General features: G+C 65.2%; 14 protein-coding genes. 8 read left to right on the plus strand and 6 right to left on the minus strand.

The window, feature by feature from the left end; translation table 11 throughout:
* The first annotated feature begins 259 nt into the window (after positions 1–259).
* From LJD17_RS01230 to LJD17_RS01240, 3 genes are all read left to right on the plus strand, one after another.
* Complete coding sequence (locus LJD17_RS01230) at positions 260–781, plus strand: GNAT family N-acetyltransferase (RefSeq protein WP_227382069.1); 522 nt, start codon at positions 260–262, stop codon at positions 779–781.
* Between the two features lie 132 nt (positions 782–913).
* The gene (gene ppa, locus LJD17_RS01235) at positions 914–1,447 is read left to right on the plus strand and encodes an inorganic diphosphatase (protein ID WP_227382890.1); all 534 of its coding nucleotides are present in this window, start codon (positions 914–916) and stop codon (positions 1,445–1,447) included.
* A 144-nt stretch (positions 1,448–1,591) separates the two neighbouring features.
* The gene (locus LJD17_RS01240; protein ID WP_227382070.1) at positions 1,592–2,080 is read left to right on the plus strand and encodes a DUF2165 family protein; all 489 of its coding nucleotides are present in this window, start codon (positions 1,592–1,594) and stop codon (positions 2,078–2,080) included.
* 45 nt (positions 2,081–2,125) lie between these two features.
* On the opposite strand, the gene LJD17_RS01245 is transcribed toward LJD17_RS01240, so the two are convergent.
* Positions 2,126–3,601, minus strand: a complete 1,476-nt coding sequence (locus tag LJD17_RS01245; protein ID WP_227382071.1) for an aldehyde dehydrogenase family protein — start codon at positions 3,599–3,601, stop codon at positions 2,126–2,128.
* A gap of 46 nt (positions 3,602–3,647) precedes the next feature.
* The gene (locus LJD17_RS01250; protein ID WP_227382073.1) at positions 3,648–4,346 is read right to left on the minus strand and encodes a GntR family transcriptional regulator; all 699 of its coding nucleotides are present in this window, start codon (positions 4,344–4,346) and stop codon (positions 3,648–3,650) included.
* Between the two features lie 125 nt (positions 4,347–4,471).
* Here LJD17_RS01250 and LJD17_RS01255 point away from each other — a divergent pair, with 125 nt between their 5' ends.
* The 3 genes from LJD17_RS01255 (at position 4,472) to LJD17_RS01265 (ending at position 7,775) form a co-directional block, all read left to right on the plus strand.
* The gene (locus tag LJD17_RS01255; protein WP_227382075.1) at positions 4,472–5,401 is read left to right on the plus strand and encodes a dihydrodipicolinate synthase family protein; all 930 of its coding nucleotides are present in this window, start codon (positions 4,472–4,474) and stop codon (positions 5,399–5,401) included.
* Between the two features lie 101 nt (positions 5,402–5,502).
* A complete protein-coding gene (locus LJD17_RS01260; protein WP_227382077.1) occupies positions 5,503–6,525 on the plus strand; it encodes a 4-hydroxyproline epimerase in 1,023 nt (340 codons plus the stop codon).
* Positions 6,526–6,536: 11 nt separating this feature from the next.
* Positions 6,537–7,775 (plus strand): NAD(P)/FAD-dependent oxidoreductase, encoded by a 1,239-nt coding sequence (locus tag LJD17_RS01265; RefSeq protein ID WP_227382079.1) that lies wholly within the window; start codon positions 6,537–6,539, stop codon positions 7,773–7,775.
* A 71-nt stretch (positions 7,776–7,846) separates the two neighbouring features.
* On the opposite strand, the gene LJD17_RS01270 is transcribed toward LJD17_RS01265, so the two are convergent.
* Both LJD17_RS01270 and LJD17_RS01275 read right to left on the minus strand, forming a co-directional pair.
* A complete protein-coding gene (locus LJD17_RS01270) occupies positions 7,847–9,904 on the minus strand; it encodes a cadherin domain-containing protein (RefSeq protein ID WP_227382081.1) in 2,058 nt (685 codons plus the stop codon).
* Between the two features lie 114 nt (positions 9,905–10,018).
* Complete coding sequence (locus LJD17_RS01275; RefSeq protein ID WP_227382083.1) at positions 10,019–11,272, minus strand: ubiquinone biosynthesis hydroxylase; 1,254 nt, start codon at positions 11,270–11,272, stop codon at positions 10,019–10,021.
* 132 nt (positions 11,273–11,404) lie between these two features.
* Between LJD17_RS01275 and tesB the strand changes: the two genes are divergently transcribed.
* Positions 11,405–12,262: an acyl-CoA thioesterase II gene (gene tesB / locus LJD17_RS01280; RefSeq protein WP_227382084.1), complete on the plus strand. Its 858-nt coding sequence runs from the start codon at positions 11,405–11,407 to the stop codon at positions 12,260–12,262.
* A 17-nt stretch (positions 12,263–12,279) separates the two neighbouring features.
* Here tesB and LJD17_RS01285 read toward each other — a convergent pair whose 3' ends face one another.
* Complete coding sequence (locus tag LJD17_RS01285; RefSeq protein WP_227382086.1) at positions 12,280–13,314, minus strand: aldo/keto reductase; 1,035 nt, start codon at positions 13,312–13,314, stop codon at positions 12,280–12,282.
* Positions 13,315–13,316: 2 nt separating this feature from the next.
* Positions 13,317–14,498 (minus strand): MFS transporter, encoded by a 1,182-nt coding sequence (locus LJD17_RS01290; RefSeq protein ID WP_227382088.1) that lies wholly within the window; start codon positions 14,496–14,498, stop codon positions 13,317–13,319.
* A 107-nt stretch (positions 14,499–14,605) separates the two neighbouring features.
* Here LJD17_RS01290 and LJD17_RS01295 point away from each other — a divergent pair, with 107 nt between their 5' ends.
* Complete coding sequence (locus tag LJD17_RS01295; protein WP_227382090.1) at positions 14,606–15,517, plus strand: LysR family transcriptional regulator; 912 nt, start codon at positions 14,606–14,608, stop codon at positions 15,515–15,517.
* Positions 15,518–15,519: the final 2 nt, after the last annotated feature.

Consider the following 15,519-nt stretch of genomic DNA (forward strand, 5'->3'; position numbering starts at 1 on the left):
CTATTTATAACGTTGCAATAGTTCTATTCAAGATGGCGGGCAAAATCAACTCGCCGCTTCCGTAATGGAAGCCTTCCGCCGTCCGAAACGGCATCTCGACCCACCCCGACCGCTTGCGGCGTTTTGCCCATCCTCCAGGCGCCCACAATCCCTTATAAACCCAAGCTTCCGCAGCCGTTCAGGCGATCCTGTTAACGGCCCATTAACTCTGCCGGGCGGACACTTCATCCTGGCTTTCCTCTTGCCCCGACATCGTTCCATGAGCGACCTTCTCGTCAGTATCCGCCACGCCAAGCCCGCCGACGCGCAGGCTCTGTCCCACGTGTTCGAATCCGCGTGGCGGGAGGCATACCGGGGGATCATCCCGGGGCTGGCGCTGGAGAAGATGCTGACCCGGCGCGGTCCGCGCTGGTGGCGCTCCACGGTGACGCGCGGGCGGCCCCTCGTGGTGATCGATCTCGGCCAGGGCGTGGCGGGTTACATCTCCTACGGGCGCTGCCGCGACCGGTCGCTGCCGGCCGAGGGCGAGATCGACGAATTCTATCTGTTGCCCGAATACCAGGGCGTCGGCCTTGGACGCCGGCTGTTCCAGGCGGCGCGCAACGACCTGCGCGACCGGGGCATGGGCCGGGTCGCCGTGTGGGCGCTGGCCGACAACGAGCGCGCCTGCGCCTTCTACGAGGGCATGGGCGGGCGCCGCATCACCCGGGTCGAGGAGCGGATCGGCGGGGCGCCCCTCGCCAAGGTCGCGTTCCTGTTCGCCGACACCCGCGCGTCTTGAGGGCGCGGCGTTCGCCGTTCCGTTAAGATCGAAATCCCAGCCACCCCAGGAAAAAGCCACCGGCACCTTGTTGCCTGGGCCGTCACCGGGTAGGAAGCGTGCCCAACACGTTCCTTTCCGGAGAAATGCTTGATGCGCCTGGATGCGATCCCGATTGGCAAGAACCCGCCGGACGACCTGAATGTCGTCGTCGAAGTCCCCCTCGGCGGCGAGCCGATCAAATACGAGATGGACAAGGAGTCGGGTGCGCTCTTCGTGGACCGCTTCCTCTATACCGCCATGCGGTATCCGGGAAATTACGGCTTCATTCCGCACACCCTCTCGGGCGACGGCGATCCCTGCGACGTCCTGATCGCCAACACCCGCGCCATCGCGCCGGGCGCGGTCATGAACGTGCGTCCCGTGGGCGTTCTCGTGATGGAGGACGACGGCGGCCAGGATGAGAAGATCATCGCGGTTCCGTCCAGCAAGCTGACCCAGCGCTACGATCGGGTGCAGAACTATACCGACCTGCCCGAGATCACCCTGAAGCAGATCGAGCACTTCTTCGAGCACTACAAGGATCTCGAGCCCGGCAAATGGGCCAAGATCATCCGCTGGGGCGATGCGACCGAGGCCAAGCGCCTGATCGGCGAGGCCGTCGAGCGGGCGAAGAAGAAGGCCTGACGCCCGGTCTCAGCTCCTTGAAACGACCGCCATGGCCGGAGTCTCTCCGGCCATTTTTTCGTGCACCGGGTCACGCCTGCTCTTTCCCCGGCGCCGGAAACATGGATGCTTCGCCCGAGACAAAAATCCGCCCGGAGGGAACAGATGATCGTGCGCGCCTCGAAAACCATCATGGTGGCGGCCATCGCGTTCTTCGCCACCCTCGTGGCCTTCGGCAACATCACGGATTACGGCACCAACTTCGCGTTCGTGAATCATGTGCTCGACATGGACACCCTGTTTCCGGATACGACGATCCGCTATCGGGCCGTCACGAGCCCGTTTCTTCACCAGGCGGCCTACGCTCTGATCATTGGAGCAGAAGCCGCGACCGCCCTGTTGTGCTGGATCGGCGCCTTTCGGATGGGGTCCGCGATCCGGCGGGACGCAGCGGCCTTCCGGTCGTCCAAGGCCTTCGCGATCGCCGGCCTCACCCTGGGATTTCTCGTATGGCAAGTCGGTTTCATGTCGATCGGCGGCGAGTGGTTCGGCATGTGGATGTCGCAGCAATGGAACGGAGCGCCGTCCGCGTTCCGGTTCGTCGTGACGATCCTGGCGGTTCTCATCTACGTGGTGCTGCCGGACGAGGATTAGCGCCTTCGCTCTCCCGGCCGAAACCGGGAGAGCGGGGCGATCCCGTCACTCGCTGGAGCGGGTCTTCGGCGGCTCGCCGGTATTGCCGTCGAACGTATAGGCGGTCTTGACCGTCGTATAGAACTCGGCGGCGTAGCGCCCCTGCTCGCGCGGTCCGTAGGACGAGCCTTTGCGGCCGCCGAACGGCACGTGATAATCGACGCCCGCGGTCGGCAGGTTCACCATCACCATCCCGGCTTCCGCATTGCGCTTGAAATGCGACGCATGCTTCAGGCTCGTGGTGCAGATGCCGGAGGACAGGCCGAACGGCGTGTCGTTCGCCACCATCAGGGCCTCGTCGTAATCGCGCACCCGCGTGACCGTCGCGACCGGCCCGAAGATCTCCTCCCGGGCGATGCGCATGGCATTGTCCACATCCGTGAACAGGGCGGGCGCGAGGTAGAAGCCGGGATTGTCGCGGTTGAGCAATTCGCCGCCGCAGACGAGCTTGGCGCCCTCGTCCTGGCCGATCCGGATATAGGACAGGTCCTGATCGAGCTGGTTCTGGTCGACCACCGGGCCGATCTGGGTTCCGGCCTTCAGCGCATCGTCGATCACGAGGCCGCGCATCTTCTCCGTCAAGGCGTCGACGAACCGGTCATGCACGCCTTCCGTCACGATGAGGCGCGAGGAGGCGGTGCAACGCTGGCCCGTGGAAAAGAAGGCCCCGTTGACGGCGCAATCCACCGCCACGTTGAGATCCGCGTCGTCGAGCACGACCATCGGGTTCTTGCCGCCCATTTCCAGCTGCAGCTTCTTCATGGGATCGGCCGCGATACAGGTCGCCGCGACCCGCCGTCCCGTCGGCACCGAGCCCGTGAACGAGATGGCCGACACCTTGGGGCTGTTGAGAAGCGCCTCGCCCACGATCGAGCCGCGCCCCATCACCAGGTTGAACACCCCCGCCGGGACGCCGGCGCGCACGATGATCTCCGACAGCGCATGGGCGGATCCGGGAACGAGTTCGGCCGGCTTGAAGACCACCGTGTTGCCATAGGCCAGCGCGGGCGCGATCTTCCAGGCCGGAATGGCGATGGGGAAGTTCCAGGGCGTGATCAAGCCGACGACGCCCACCGGCTCGCGGGTGATCTCCACGTCCACATTGGGACGAACGGACGGAACCTTGTCGCCGGCCATGCGCAGGCATTCACCCGCGAAGAACTGGAAGATCTGGCCGGCGCGAACCACCTCGCCGACTCCTTCCGGCAGGGTCTTGCCTTCCTCCCGCGACAGCAGGCGGCCGAGCTCGTCCTTGCGGGCGATGATCTCGTCGCCGACAGCCTTCAGGATGTCATGGCGCTTCTGGATCGAGGAGCGCGACCAGGCCGGAAAAGCCCCGTAGGCCGCCGCGATGGCGCGCTCCGCGTCGGCGGCTTCGGCACGGGCGAACTCATCGATCACATCGTTGGTGTTCGACGGATTGACGTTGGGCGCCGCGTGCGTCGTATCGGCCCATTCTCCCGCAATGTAATTCGGCTTCATCTTGAGGCTCCATCCTTGTCTGGTGCGTCCATGAACGTCGTCGGCATCACGCTTTGTGATGAACTTTGATGTATTCGCGAAGGGACTTCCCCGCATTTTCGATATGCATCTTCAGCAACGCACAGGCCGCCGCAATCTTGCCTTCGGCGCAAAGCCTGACAAGCTCCGCATGCTCGGCTTCGGCACGCTCCATGCCGTCCGTCAGAGCCAGCTGCAACCGGGTATGGCGATCGCATTCCTGAAGCAGGTTGAAGACAATCCCCATGGTTCGGGGCTGTTCCGCGTGCCGGTAGAGCAGGCGGTGGAATTCCGTGTTCAGCTCGCCCCATCGACTCACGTGGTGCGCGCGCAGCTCGGCGCTGTATTCCTGCAGGATCGTATGGAGCTGACGATAATCCTCCCCGGTCAGGGATCGGGCGGAGGCCTTCAGCAGGCGCGGCTCCAAAAGGGCGCGCAGCTCGAAGAGTTCCTCGACCTCTTCGCTCGAGAGTTCCGAGACGATCGCGCCCCGGTGCGGATGGATCTTCACCAGCCCTTCCGCTTCCAGCTGCATGAGCGCTTCGCGAACCGGGATGCGGCTGACCCCAAATTCTGTCGCAAGGGCGTCCTGGCGGAGCTGGAAGCCCGCCTGGAAGTCACCGTCGATGATTCGGCGGCGCAGCTCTTCGGCGACGGCGGCGGAGATCGTCCGGTGCCGGATCGTCTTCTGAACGGGCTTTGCGGCGGGAGCGGCTCTGAGGGTCATTCCGGCGGGACACGGGTATGAGGGTTGAGGGGGATCATAGCATCTTCGGACCAGATTGGGTTGACAGAGTAGATTTTATACAATCTACATTATGCAATCTCAACCTCTTACAGGAGCAGGCCGCCATGGCGAAGCAAATCGGCTGGGAAGGCGTCTTTCCGGCGGTCACCACGCAGTTTCGGTCGGACTTCTCGGTCGATCTCGATGCGACCGCGAAGGTCCTGGACGGTTTGATCCGCGACGGCGTGTCCGGCCTGATCGTCTGCGGGACCGTCGGGGAAAACACCTCGCTGAGCCGCTCGGAGAAGGTCGCGCTCATGGAAACGGCGAAAGCCGTCTCCCGGGGACGCGTTCCGGTGATCGCGGGCGTCGCCGAATTCACCACGGCCTTCGCGTGCGAAACCGCCAAGGAGGCGGAGCGCGTCGGCCTCGACGGCATCATGGTCATGCCGGCCCTCGTCTATTCGTCGAAGCCGCACGAGACCGCCGCGCATTTCCGGGGCGTCGCCAAGGCAACCGACCTGCCGGTCATGGTCTACAACAACCCGCCGATCTACAAGAACGACGTGACGCCCGAAATCCTGGCCTCGCTCGCGGATTGCGACACCATCGTGTGCTTCAAGGATTCCTCCGGCGACACGCGGCGCTTCACCGACGTGAAGAACATGGTGGGCGACCGGTTCGTGATTTTCGCCGGGCTCGACGACGTGGTGGTGGAAAGCGTGATGCTCGGCGCGCAAGGCTGGATTTCCGGCATGTCGAACGCTTTTCCGCGGGAAGGCGAAACCCTCTTCCGTCTCGCGAAGGCCGGTCGCTATGAGGAGGCCATGCCGCTCTACGAGTGGTTCATGCCTCTGCTGCATCTCGATGCCCGCCCCGATCTCGTGCAATGCATCAAGCTGTGCGAGGAAATCATGGGCCGGGGATCCGCCATCACGCGGCCGCCCCGGCTTCCGCTCGGCCCCGAAGAGCGCGCCGTCGTGGAAGCGGTCATGGCCAAGGCGCTCAAGACACGTCCGGCCCTTCCCGAGGTCGGCCTCAAACCGGCAGCCTGATCCGGGCGACGATCATTCGGGACGGCGGTCGTCCGTTTCGGCTCGACCGCCGTCCCGCCCTTCGGATACGCTCGCAACGATCTCCAGTCAGAGAACCCTTCATGGCGCGGCACACTTTCTTCTGCATCGACGGACACACCTGCGGAAATCCGGTCCGCGTGGTGACCGGCGGCAGCATTCCGACCCTCAAGGGCGAGACCATGTTCGACCGCCGCCAGCACTTTCTGGCGGAGCACGACTGGATCCGCACCGGGCTGATGTTCGAGCCGCGTGGACATGACATGATGTCGGGCTCGATCCTCTATCCACCGACCCGGCCCGACTGCGACGTCGGCATTCTGTTCATCGAAACCTCCGGCTGTCTGCCCATGTGCGGGCACGGCACCATCGGGACGGTCACCATCGCCCTGGAAAACGGCCTGATTCATCCGAAGGTCCCGGGCCTCCTCAAGCTCGACACGCCCGCCGGCCTCGTGGAAGCCCGCTATGAGCAGAACGGGCCGTTCATCGAGAACGTCCGCATCACCAACGTCCCGTCGTTCCTTTACGGCACGGACTATGACGTCGAGGTCGAGGGCCTCGGCGCGCTCAAGGTCGACGTCGCCTATGGCGGCAACTTCTATGCCATTGTCGAGCCACAGGAAGGCTATGCGGATCTGTCCGCCGTCAATCCCTCGGATATCCTACGGTGGAGCCCGAAGCTGCGGGACGATTTCAATGCGCGTCATCGCATTGCCCACCCGGCGAATCCGGCCATCGATCGCCTCACCCATGTGATGTGGACCGGAAAGGCGCAGACGAACGAGGGAACGGCGCGCAACGCGGTTTTCTACGGCGACAAGGCCATCGACCGTTCGCCCTGCGGCACCGGCACGTCGGCCCGCATGGCGCAGCTTGCCGCACGCGGCGCACTCAAGGAAGGCGATGCCTTCGTGCATGAAAGCATCATCGGCTCCACCTTCACCGGACGCATCGAAGGGCGGGCCAAGGTCGGAGACCGGGATGCGATCATCCCGTCCATCGAGGGCTGGGCGCGGGTGACGGGGTTCAACACCATCGTGATCGACGACCGGGATCCGTTCGCTCACGGTTTTCAGGTGGTTGATCAAGCTCTTCGCGCCTGAGGCAAGCACAGATGAGGATCGCGATCGTCGGCGCCGGAATCATCGGAGTGACGGCAGCCCATGCTCTCCTCGACGCGGGGCATGAGGTCACGCTCATCGATCCTGAAGGCATGACGGGGCGGGCGACTGACGCCAATGCGGGCTGGATCGCCCATCTGGACATCATGCCCCTGGCGTCTCCCAAAGTGTGGCGCAACCTTCCGCGCTGGATGCTCGATCCGCTCGGCCCCTTGGCGATCCGGCCCGGCTACGTGCCGAGGCTGGCGCCATGGCTGCTGCGCTTTGTGCGCGCGTCCTCGCCTCGCGCCATCGCCACGAGCATCGAGGCGATCCGCGCGATCAACGGGCAGGCGCTTCCCGCCTGGACGGCGCTTCTCGACAAGCTCGCCCTCCGGTCCTTTCTGCGCCGGGAAGGCATCCTGTCGGTCTGGCGCGACGCGTCGGACTTCGCCCACGCCAAGGACATCCTTTCACGCCAGCGCGCCTATGGAATCGCCGTGGAGATTCTCGATCCCGTGGATGTGCGGCGGATCGAGCCGGCGCTCCAGGGCGTCGGCGCCGCGGTGCTTTACCCGGAAGGGTGCCACGTGACGGATCCAGCCTCTCTCGCAGAGGAGATCTTCCGCTGCGCGCGGGAACGGGGTGCCCGGCATATCCGCCAAAGGGTCGTGGCAATCGAAAGAAGCCCCAATGCCGTCGAGATCCGCACGGACGATGGTCATTCGACCGTCTACGATAAAATCGTCATCGCCACGGGAGCTTGGTCGACGACCCTGGCGAAGCAGGCGGGCGACTCGGTCCCGCTCGATACGGAGCGGGGCTACAACGCGACCTTTCCGAGTGGGACATTCGGCCTCGCGCGTCCGGTGATGTTTGAAGGCGAGGGCTTCGTGACCACGCCGCTCGGCATCGGCGACCGGGTCGGCGGCGCTGTGGAATTCGCGGGCCTCCAGGCTCCGCCGAACCATCGTCGGACGGACGCGATCGTCGAGCGCCTGAAGCGCTTTCTGCCGCATCTCGACACGGCCCAGCCCGCCCGGCGCTGGATGGGCTTTCGCCCTTCCGTGCCGGACTCGCTTCCGGTGATCGGCCCAGCCACGGCCGATGGGAGAATCATCTATGCGTTCGGGCATGCACATCACGGGCTGACGCAGGCGGCGATCACCGCCCAGATGGTGGCGGCTCTGGCCGACGGGCGGCAGAGTCCCGTCGACCTTAAGCCTTTCGCCGCGCAGCGCTTCCGACGCTGACGGGCGGCTGAGCCGCTCTTTCGTTTCACGGGACGCGGCTGGAACCAGCTCGTCCGGAAACCGCGGGCTTCCTAAATGACCACGAAATCGAGATGGGACATCTTGAGCTTGGTGGGCAGGACCGCAATCTGGATTGCCGCGGCCTTTCCGGTTCCGTCCGGATCGTAGAACAGCGCCCCGGTCTTCTTGTTGTAGACGATGCGGTCACTGGCATCGTGCACGTGATCGCCGGTCCAAAAGGCGCTTTTCGACAACGTGCCTTTCTTCGGCAGTTTCGAGAAGATCTTTCGCGACAGCTGGATCGTGTCGTCGACGGGCGCAAAGCCGTAGAGGGTGTCCACGTTCGTACGCACGTTGGGCTTCGTGTCGAACACGAACACATCCTTTCCGAGGCCCCCGATCAGTGCATCGTTGCCCGCGCCGCCGATCAGGGTGTCCCTGCCGGCCTCGCCCCACAGGGTGTCGTCGCCGCCGAGCCCCAGGATCCGATCATTGCCGCCTTCACCCACCAAGGCGTCCTTCGCGGCAGTTCCTCTCAGAGACAGCGGGGTCGTCTCGACGACGTTGCGCACGTTGATCGTGATCGTCTTGTAGAGCTCCTTTCCATAAGGATCGGCCGCCCTGACGGTGATGGCGTGTTGCTTCGCAGTTTCATAATCGAGCGTGCCGTTCAGGATCAGGTCCGACCCGTCGAGCCTGAACAGGCCGCCCGCGTTCGAAACGAGGGAGTAAGTCAGCGTATCGCCGTCGGGATCCGAGCCGAACAGGGTTCCGATCTCGGTGCCGGGACCGGCGGATTCCAGAACGCTGCTGCCTGCCAGAAGGATGCTCGTCGGAGCCCCGTTGACGAGCGCGACCGTCTTGTCGGCAAATTCCACGACACGGACATCCTTGAGAACATCCTCGCCGTCCGGTCCGACGATCTTGAAGGTCCCGCTCTCCGTTCCGGGAGTGATGGTATAGGCGCTGCTGTTGCCGGTATAGACGGCCCTGTCATCACCCGAGCCGCCATCCAGGAAATCGTTGCCGAGGCCGCCTTTGAGGGTATCGTTGCCGGCACCACCCATGAGGGTGTTGTTCAGGTCGTTGCCCGTCAGCTTGTCCGCACCCGTTCCGCCTTCGAGATTTTCGATACCGATCAGAGTGTCGCTGCCGTAGATGCCGGTGTCCTGCGGACCGTTCACCGCCAAGGTCACGGTGACGGGCGAGGAGCCTGAATACCGCGCGGTATCGAGACCCTCTCCGCCGTCGAGAATGTCGTTGCCGAAACCACCCTCCAGCGTATCGTTCTCGCCGAAACCCTCGAGCTTGTTGGCGCCGTCGCTTCCCGTCAGCTTGTCGGCATGGGCGCTGCCGGCGATGTTCTCGACGTTCAGAACCTGGTCGAACTGGAATCCCGTGTACTGGAGATTCGCATTGCCGAGGCTGAGGGAAACGCCCTGCGTGGCGAACGCGTAATCGACCGTGTCGACACCGGCGCCGCCATCGATGTAATTGCTGCCGCTGCCGCCGGAAATCCAATCCGCGCCCGTGCCGCCATAGGCCGTGTCGTCGCCGGTGCCGAGTTCGATGCGGCCGATCACGCTTCCTTGCGTGCCGTCATAGATGTCGCTTCCGGCGCCGAGATCGATAATGGTCCCCGCGAGATTCGTGGACGTGGTCTTGATCTCGCCCGCATTGGTGACGTGATCGGCGCCTATGCCGGCCAGAATCGCCAGTTCGGATGTCGCGATCGTGCCTGTGTTGTAGATCTCGAGCGTGTCGGCGGTGGTGAGGGCGGTGTCTTTGATGAGCTCGATGCCGTTCACGCCGGTGATGCTGCCGGCATTCATCAGGAACCCCAGGCCGCCGCCGGCAAACCGAATGGCCGTACCGGTATCGGACACTATGGCGCCTTCATTGAAGACGCTGCTGCCGTTGCCCTTTAGGGCGACCGCGAAGGTCTGACCCTGGACCTTGAAGCCCTCGGCGATGGTGATGCGCTGCTTGTTCTGCGCGAGGAGGGCCGCGCCAGTCGTCGTGACAACGTCGAGGCCGATGAAGGCTGTGCCGGAGTCCGGCAATTCGAGAAGGGCATTAGCGCCCTGCGGAAGGAGCGGATGCGCCGCATCGAAGAAATAATTGGTCATGGAAATCTCAGGCTGTTCAAGGAACGTGCCGAAATTCATACGATATTACGTTCTGCAAATAAAGCTTTCGCCGGAGCCCGTGCTGTCGCACGTCACGCATGGATGGCGACTGCCCTAGAGGGGCTCCCCCCTGAGAAGCCGCGGCGGCGTGCCTCCGGCCAGCCCGGCCGCCTCCTGCATGAAAAAGCGCTTCAGGCCGGGCATCCGGTCGACGAGGCCGAGCCCGAGATCCCGGATCAGGCGCAGCGGCAGGGCATCGTTGGAAAACAAACGGTTCAATCCGTCCGTCATCATTCCCATGGCCGTGATGTCGGCGCGCCGGGCCCGCTCATAATCATCGAGAACATCCGCGCTCCCAGGGTCGCGGCCCAGCCGCAGGGCCTCGACGACGATTTCCGCCAGAGCCGCCGCATCGTGCAGGCCGAGATTGAGCCCCTGCCCGGCAATCGGATGGATCACATGGGCCGCATCCCCCAACAGCGCCAGACGGTCCGCCGTGAAGCGGCGCGCCACGCCGAAGGACAAGGGAAAAGCCTGTGGTTTCGTGTCGAAGGAAATTTCCCCGAGTTCAAGGCCGAAGCGGCGCTCGAGCTCGGCCAGGAGATCCTCGGGATCCGCCTGAAGCAGATGGGGGACCTCGTCGCTGCGCTCGCTCCACACGATGGACGAGCGGTGCTGCAGGCGCCCGTCCGGCAAGGCCTCGGGCTTGAGCGGCAGGATCGCGAATGGACCGGCTGGCAGGAAATGCTCGACCGCCTTGCCCTCGTGGTCGCGGGCATGGCGAATGGTCGCGACGATGGCCGATTGACGGTAGGGCCAGGAAATCCAGCTGATCCCCGCCTGATCGCGCAGGCGCGAGCGCGCTCCGTCCGCCGCCACGAGCAGGGAGGCCCGAAGCGTGACGCCGCCATCGGTCACCACGTCGATCGCTCCCGGGTGCGCGGAGAAGCTCTCGACGCTCACAGGCATCAACGCGACCCCGGCGTTCCGGCACGCATCGACGAGGGCGCCGGTCAGATCGCCGCCGGCCACCATATGGGCAAGGGGTTCACCCTCCCTCACCTCCCCGGCGAAGGTGAGAAATGTCGGCCGCACCGGATCGTGCAGGCGGCTGTCCGTGATCACCATGTCGCGAATCGGCTGCGCCTTGTCGGCGACGAGGCCCCAGATCTGGAGCGCTTCGAGCATCCGGCGCGCCGCCGCCGCGATGGCGTAGGCCCGCTTGTCCCCATGAGGATCCCGTTTCAGGGCCGGATCGCACATGGCGACCTCGGCCGCATCGCCCAGCGCCTGTTTCAGCGCCAGCGCCAGCGACAACCCCGCCAAGCCGCCGCCGGCGATCGCGATACGTGGACGGTCTGCGCTCATGACGGTCTCCTGACGAACAGCCCTTGGAATCGCGGGCGGGATTGGGTGTCCGCGATGGATCGGCACGCGTCAAGCTTGACGTTCCTCGCCGGCTCTTCGATGGATGGATTTCCGTGAAAGGACCCAGTGCCCATGTCCAGTGCCGTTGCCAACCTGCTCAAGATCCTCGATCTGGAGGCCATCGAAGTAAATATGTTCCGCGGCCAGAGCCCGAAGGTCGGCTGGCAGCGCGTGTTCGGCGGCCAGGTGATCGGCCAGGCCCTCGTGGCGGCCACCCGCACCGTGGAGGGCCGCCAGCCCCATTCGCTCCATGGCTACTTCATGCTTCCCGGGGACCCCAAGGTTCCGATCATCTACGAGGTGGATCGGATCCGTGACGGCCGCAGCTTCACCACGCGGCGGGTGGTGGCGATCCAGCACGGCCAGGCGATCTTTTCCATGTCGGCGTCGTTCCAGCTCGCGGAAGACGGGTTCGAGCATCAGGCCCCGATGCCGGACGTTCCGGGCCCGGAGCAGCTTCCGAGCGAGACGGAAGTGAAGGCCGAACTGCTACAGAAGATGCCGGAACCCATGCGGACCTATTTCGAGCGCGAACGGCCGATCGAGATGCGTCCCGTCGAGATGCAGCGCTACACGTCGCAGGATCCGGGCGCGCCGCTGTTCCATGTCTGGATCCGCGCCACCGACCGCCTGCCGGACGATCCGGCGGTGCACCAGGCGGTGCTGGCTTATGCGTCCGACATGACGCTTCTCGATTCGTCCCTGATTCCCCATGGCCGGACCGTGTTCGATCCGACCATTCAGGGCGCCAGCCTCGACCATGCCCTGTGGTTCCATCGGCCCTTCAGGGCGGACGAATGGCTGCTTTATGCCCAGGACACGCCGAATGCCGGCGGCGCCCGTGGTTTTTCACGGGGGCTGATTTTCCGGCAGGACGGCACCCTAGTCGCGTCCGTGGCCCAGGAAGGCCTGATCCGCGACCGCAGCTGAGGCCGATGGGCTGCGCGTCAGACAGCGGGCGGGTTCACCCGGGCAAAGCCGGCCTGACGATACGAGGGCCAATAGGGATAAGCCGGGGTGACGGCGCTGGCCGCATCGAGGCGGGCGACCTGCTCGGCCGTCAGCGACCATCCGACCGCTCCCAGATTCTGCCGCAGCTGTTCCTCGTTGCGCGCTCCGACCACGACGGTGGAAACGGTCGGGCGCCGCAGCAGCCAGTTGAGGGCGATCTGCGGGACGGTCTTGCCTGTTTCCTCGGCCACGGCGTCGAGGGCATCGACCACGCGGAACAGATGCTCGTCGGATACCGGCGGACCGTACTCGGCCGTCTGATGCAGGCGGCTGGTTTCGGGCAACTCCTGGCCGCGGCGAATCTTACCGGTGAGCCGACCCCAGCCGAGGGGACTCCAGACCACCGCGCCGACGCCCTGGTCGCGGGCGAGTGGCATGAGCTCCCATTCGTAATCGCGCCCGATCAGCGAGTAATAGGCCTGATGGGCCACGTAGCGCGGGTAGCCGTGGCGATCCGCGACGGCGAGCGACTTCATGAGCTGCCAGCCGGCGAAGTTGGAGACCCCCACATAGCGGACCTTTCCGGCCCGAACGAGATCGTCGAGGGTCGACAGTACTTCCTCGACCGGGGTTCCGGCGTCGAAGGCGTGAAGCTGCAACAGGTCGATGTAATCGGTGCCGAGACGCCGCAGGGCCGCGTCCACCGCAGGGAGCAGCCGAGCCCGGGAGGTGCCCGCCTCGTTCGGGCCCTCCCCGGTCGGCAAACCGGTTTTCGTGGAGAGAAGCACCTTGTCGCGCCGGCCCTTGATGGCCTCGCCGAGCACGATCTCCGATGCGCCGTCGGAATACACGTCGGCCGTGTCGAACATCGTCACGCCGGCTTCGAGGCAGATGTCGATCAGCCGCCGGGCCTCCGCCGTGTCCGTCTCGCCCCAGGCTCCGAACAGAGGGCCTTTTCCGCCGAATGTGCCGGCCCCGAAGCTCAGCACCGGAACGTCCAGTCCCGAATGTCCCAATCGCCGATATTCCATGGTCAGATTCCCTGGTGAGAAAGAACGGAAGCGGGAGCCCGCCGGTCGAGCCATTGGCTGACGAGGGCGAGGGCCAGACCCGCAAGGGTGATGAGCGCGGCAACCCAGGTGACCGCGCCCAGTCCAGGGCCGCTGTCGATCACCACGCCGCCGATCCATGCGCCGAGGGCGTTGCCGAGGTTGAAGGCCGCGATGTTCAGGCTGGAGGCGAGTCCCTGACCGGCGCCCCCGGCCTTCTCGAGGACGCGCAGCTGAAGGGGTGCCACCGTCGCGAAGGCCGCGGCGCCGAGCAGTCCGACGAACGCCACGGCGGCGGTCTTTTCATGCACCGCGAAGGTCATGAGCGCGAGAACGAGCGCCAGAACCGCCAGGGTCCCGATCAGGGTCGGCATCAGGCGCTTGTCCGCCAGCCACCCGCCCCCGAGATTGCCGACCGCAAGGCCCGCCCCGAAGATCAGGAGGATCGGCGACACCGCCGCCTCGGAGAAGCCCGTGATCTGCGTGAGGATCGGCTGCACATAGGTGAAGACCGCGAACACGCCCGCATAGCCGAGAACCGTCATGGCGAGGCCGAGAAGAACCTGCAGGCGCATCAGCCCGGCGACCTCCTCGCGCAGCGACGAAGCATCCTCGCGACGGCCGTTGCCGGGAACGAAAGCCGCCAGCACGAGCGTGGCGATTGCTCCGATGGCCGCAACCGTCCAGAACGTGGCGCGCCATCCGAAGGCAAGGCCGATCCAGGCCCCGAGCGGCACACCGAGGAGCGTGGCTGCGGTCAGGCCCGTGAACATGATGGCGATGGCCGAGGCCTTGCGCTCCGGCGCCACAAGGGACGTCGCGACGACGGAGCCGACGCCGAAGAAGGTCCCGTGCGCCAGGGCCGTCACGATGCGGGCTCCCATCAGGGCTCCGTAGGTCGGAGCGATCGCACAGGCGATGTTGCCGATGGTGAAGATCACCATGAGGGCGACCAGAACCGTCTTGCGGGGCCAGCGGCGTGTCAGGATGGTCATCAGCGGCGCGCCGACCGTGACGCCGAGGGCATAGCCGGAGATCAGCAGGCCCGCGAGCGGAATGGAGACGCCGAGATCCCCGGCAACCTGCAACAGCAGGCCCATGATGACGAATTCCGTGGTGCCGATGGCGAAGGCCCCGGCGGTCAGGGTGTAAAGGGCAAGGGGCAAGAACAGGCTCCCGTAATGACCGGTTGTGAAGGTCACGCAAAACTAGGGGGTCGCCGGCTTTTGAATTAGAATGCTATTGGGAACATCATTTGTGAGATGAATTCACGATGGCACGGCTGGAGATCAATCGTTCGGGCGAGATGGAAGTTTTTGTCCGCGTCGTCGAACGCTCGGGCTTTTCGGCGGCCGCCCGTTCCCTGCGCATGACGCCCTCGGCCGTCAGCAAGCTCGTGGCCCGCCTGGAAGCCCGGCTCGGGGCGCGGTTGGTCCATCGCTCCACGCGCCGCCTGCAGCTGACCCCGGAGGGGATCGCTTTCTTCGAACGGGCAAAGCGCATCCTGGCCGAGATCGACGACGCCGAGCGCGAGGCATCATCGGGGGCGGCGCCGCGGGGCCGGGTGCGGGTCAACAGCAATGTCCCGTTCGGTCTCCATCATCTGCTGCCCCTCGTGCCGGGCTTTCTCGAACGCTATCCCGAGGTCCGGCTCGACATCGTCCTGACCGATCAGGTGATCGATCTGTTCGAGGAAAGGGCGGATGTGGCGATCCGGGTCGGCCCGTTGCGGACGTCGCAGCTCGTGGCGCGCAAGCTCGGATCGAGCCGAATGGTCGTGGTCGGGGCACCGCATTACCTGGCGCACCACGGAACGCCCCGGACCTTGGCGGAACTCGAAACCCATAACCGGATCGGCTTCAATTTCGCCCGCAGCTTCGACGAATGGCCGTTCGTGGAAGGCGGCGTCAACCGGACGCTGCCGGCGGTCGGCAATACCTTGTCCGGCGACGGCGAAACATCCCGCCGGCTGGCGCTGGCCGGCGTGGGGTTGGCCCGCCTCGCCTGGTTCCATATCGGTCCCGACATCGCGGCGGGCCGGCTCGTGCCGGTCCTGGAAGAGTTCAATCCCGGGGATTCGGAGGACATCCACGCGGTTTTCGTCGGCCAGGGCGGCCGCCTGCCCGCACGGGTGCGCGCCTTTATCGATTATCTGGCCGAAACCGTGACGCTGCCCAAGCGATAAGC

This window comes from Microvirga rosea (assembly GCF_020595095.1).
GTDB lineage: Bacteria > Pseudomonadota > Alphaproteobacteria > Rhizobiales > Beijerinckiaceae > Microvirga > Microvirga rosea.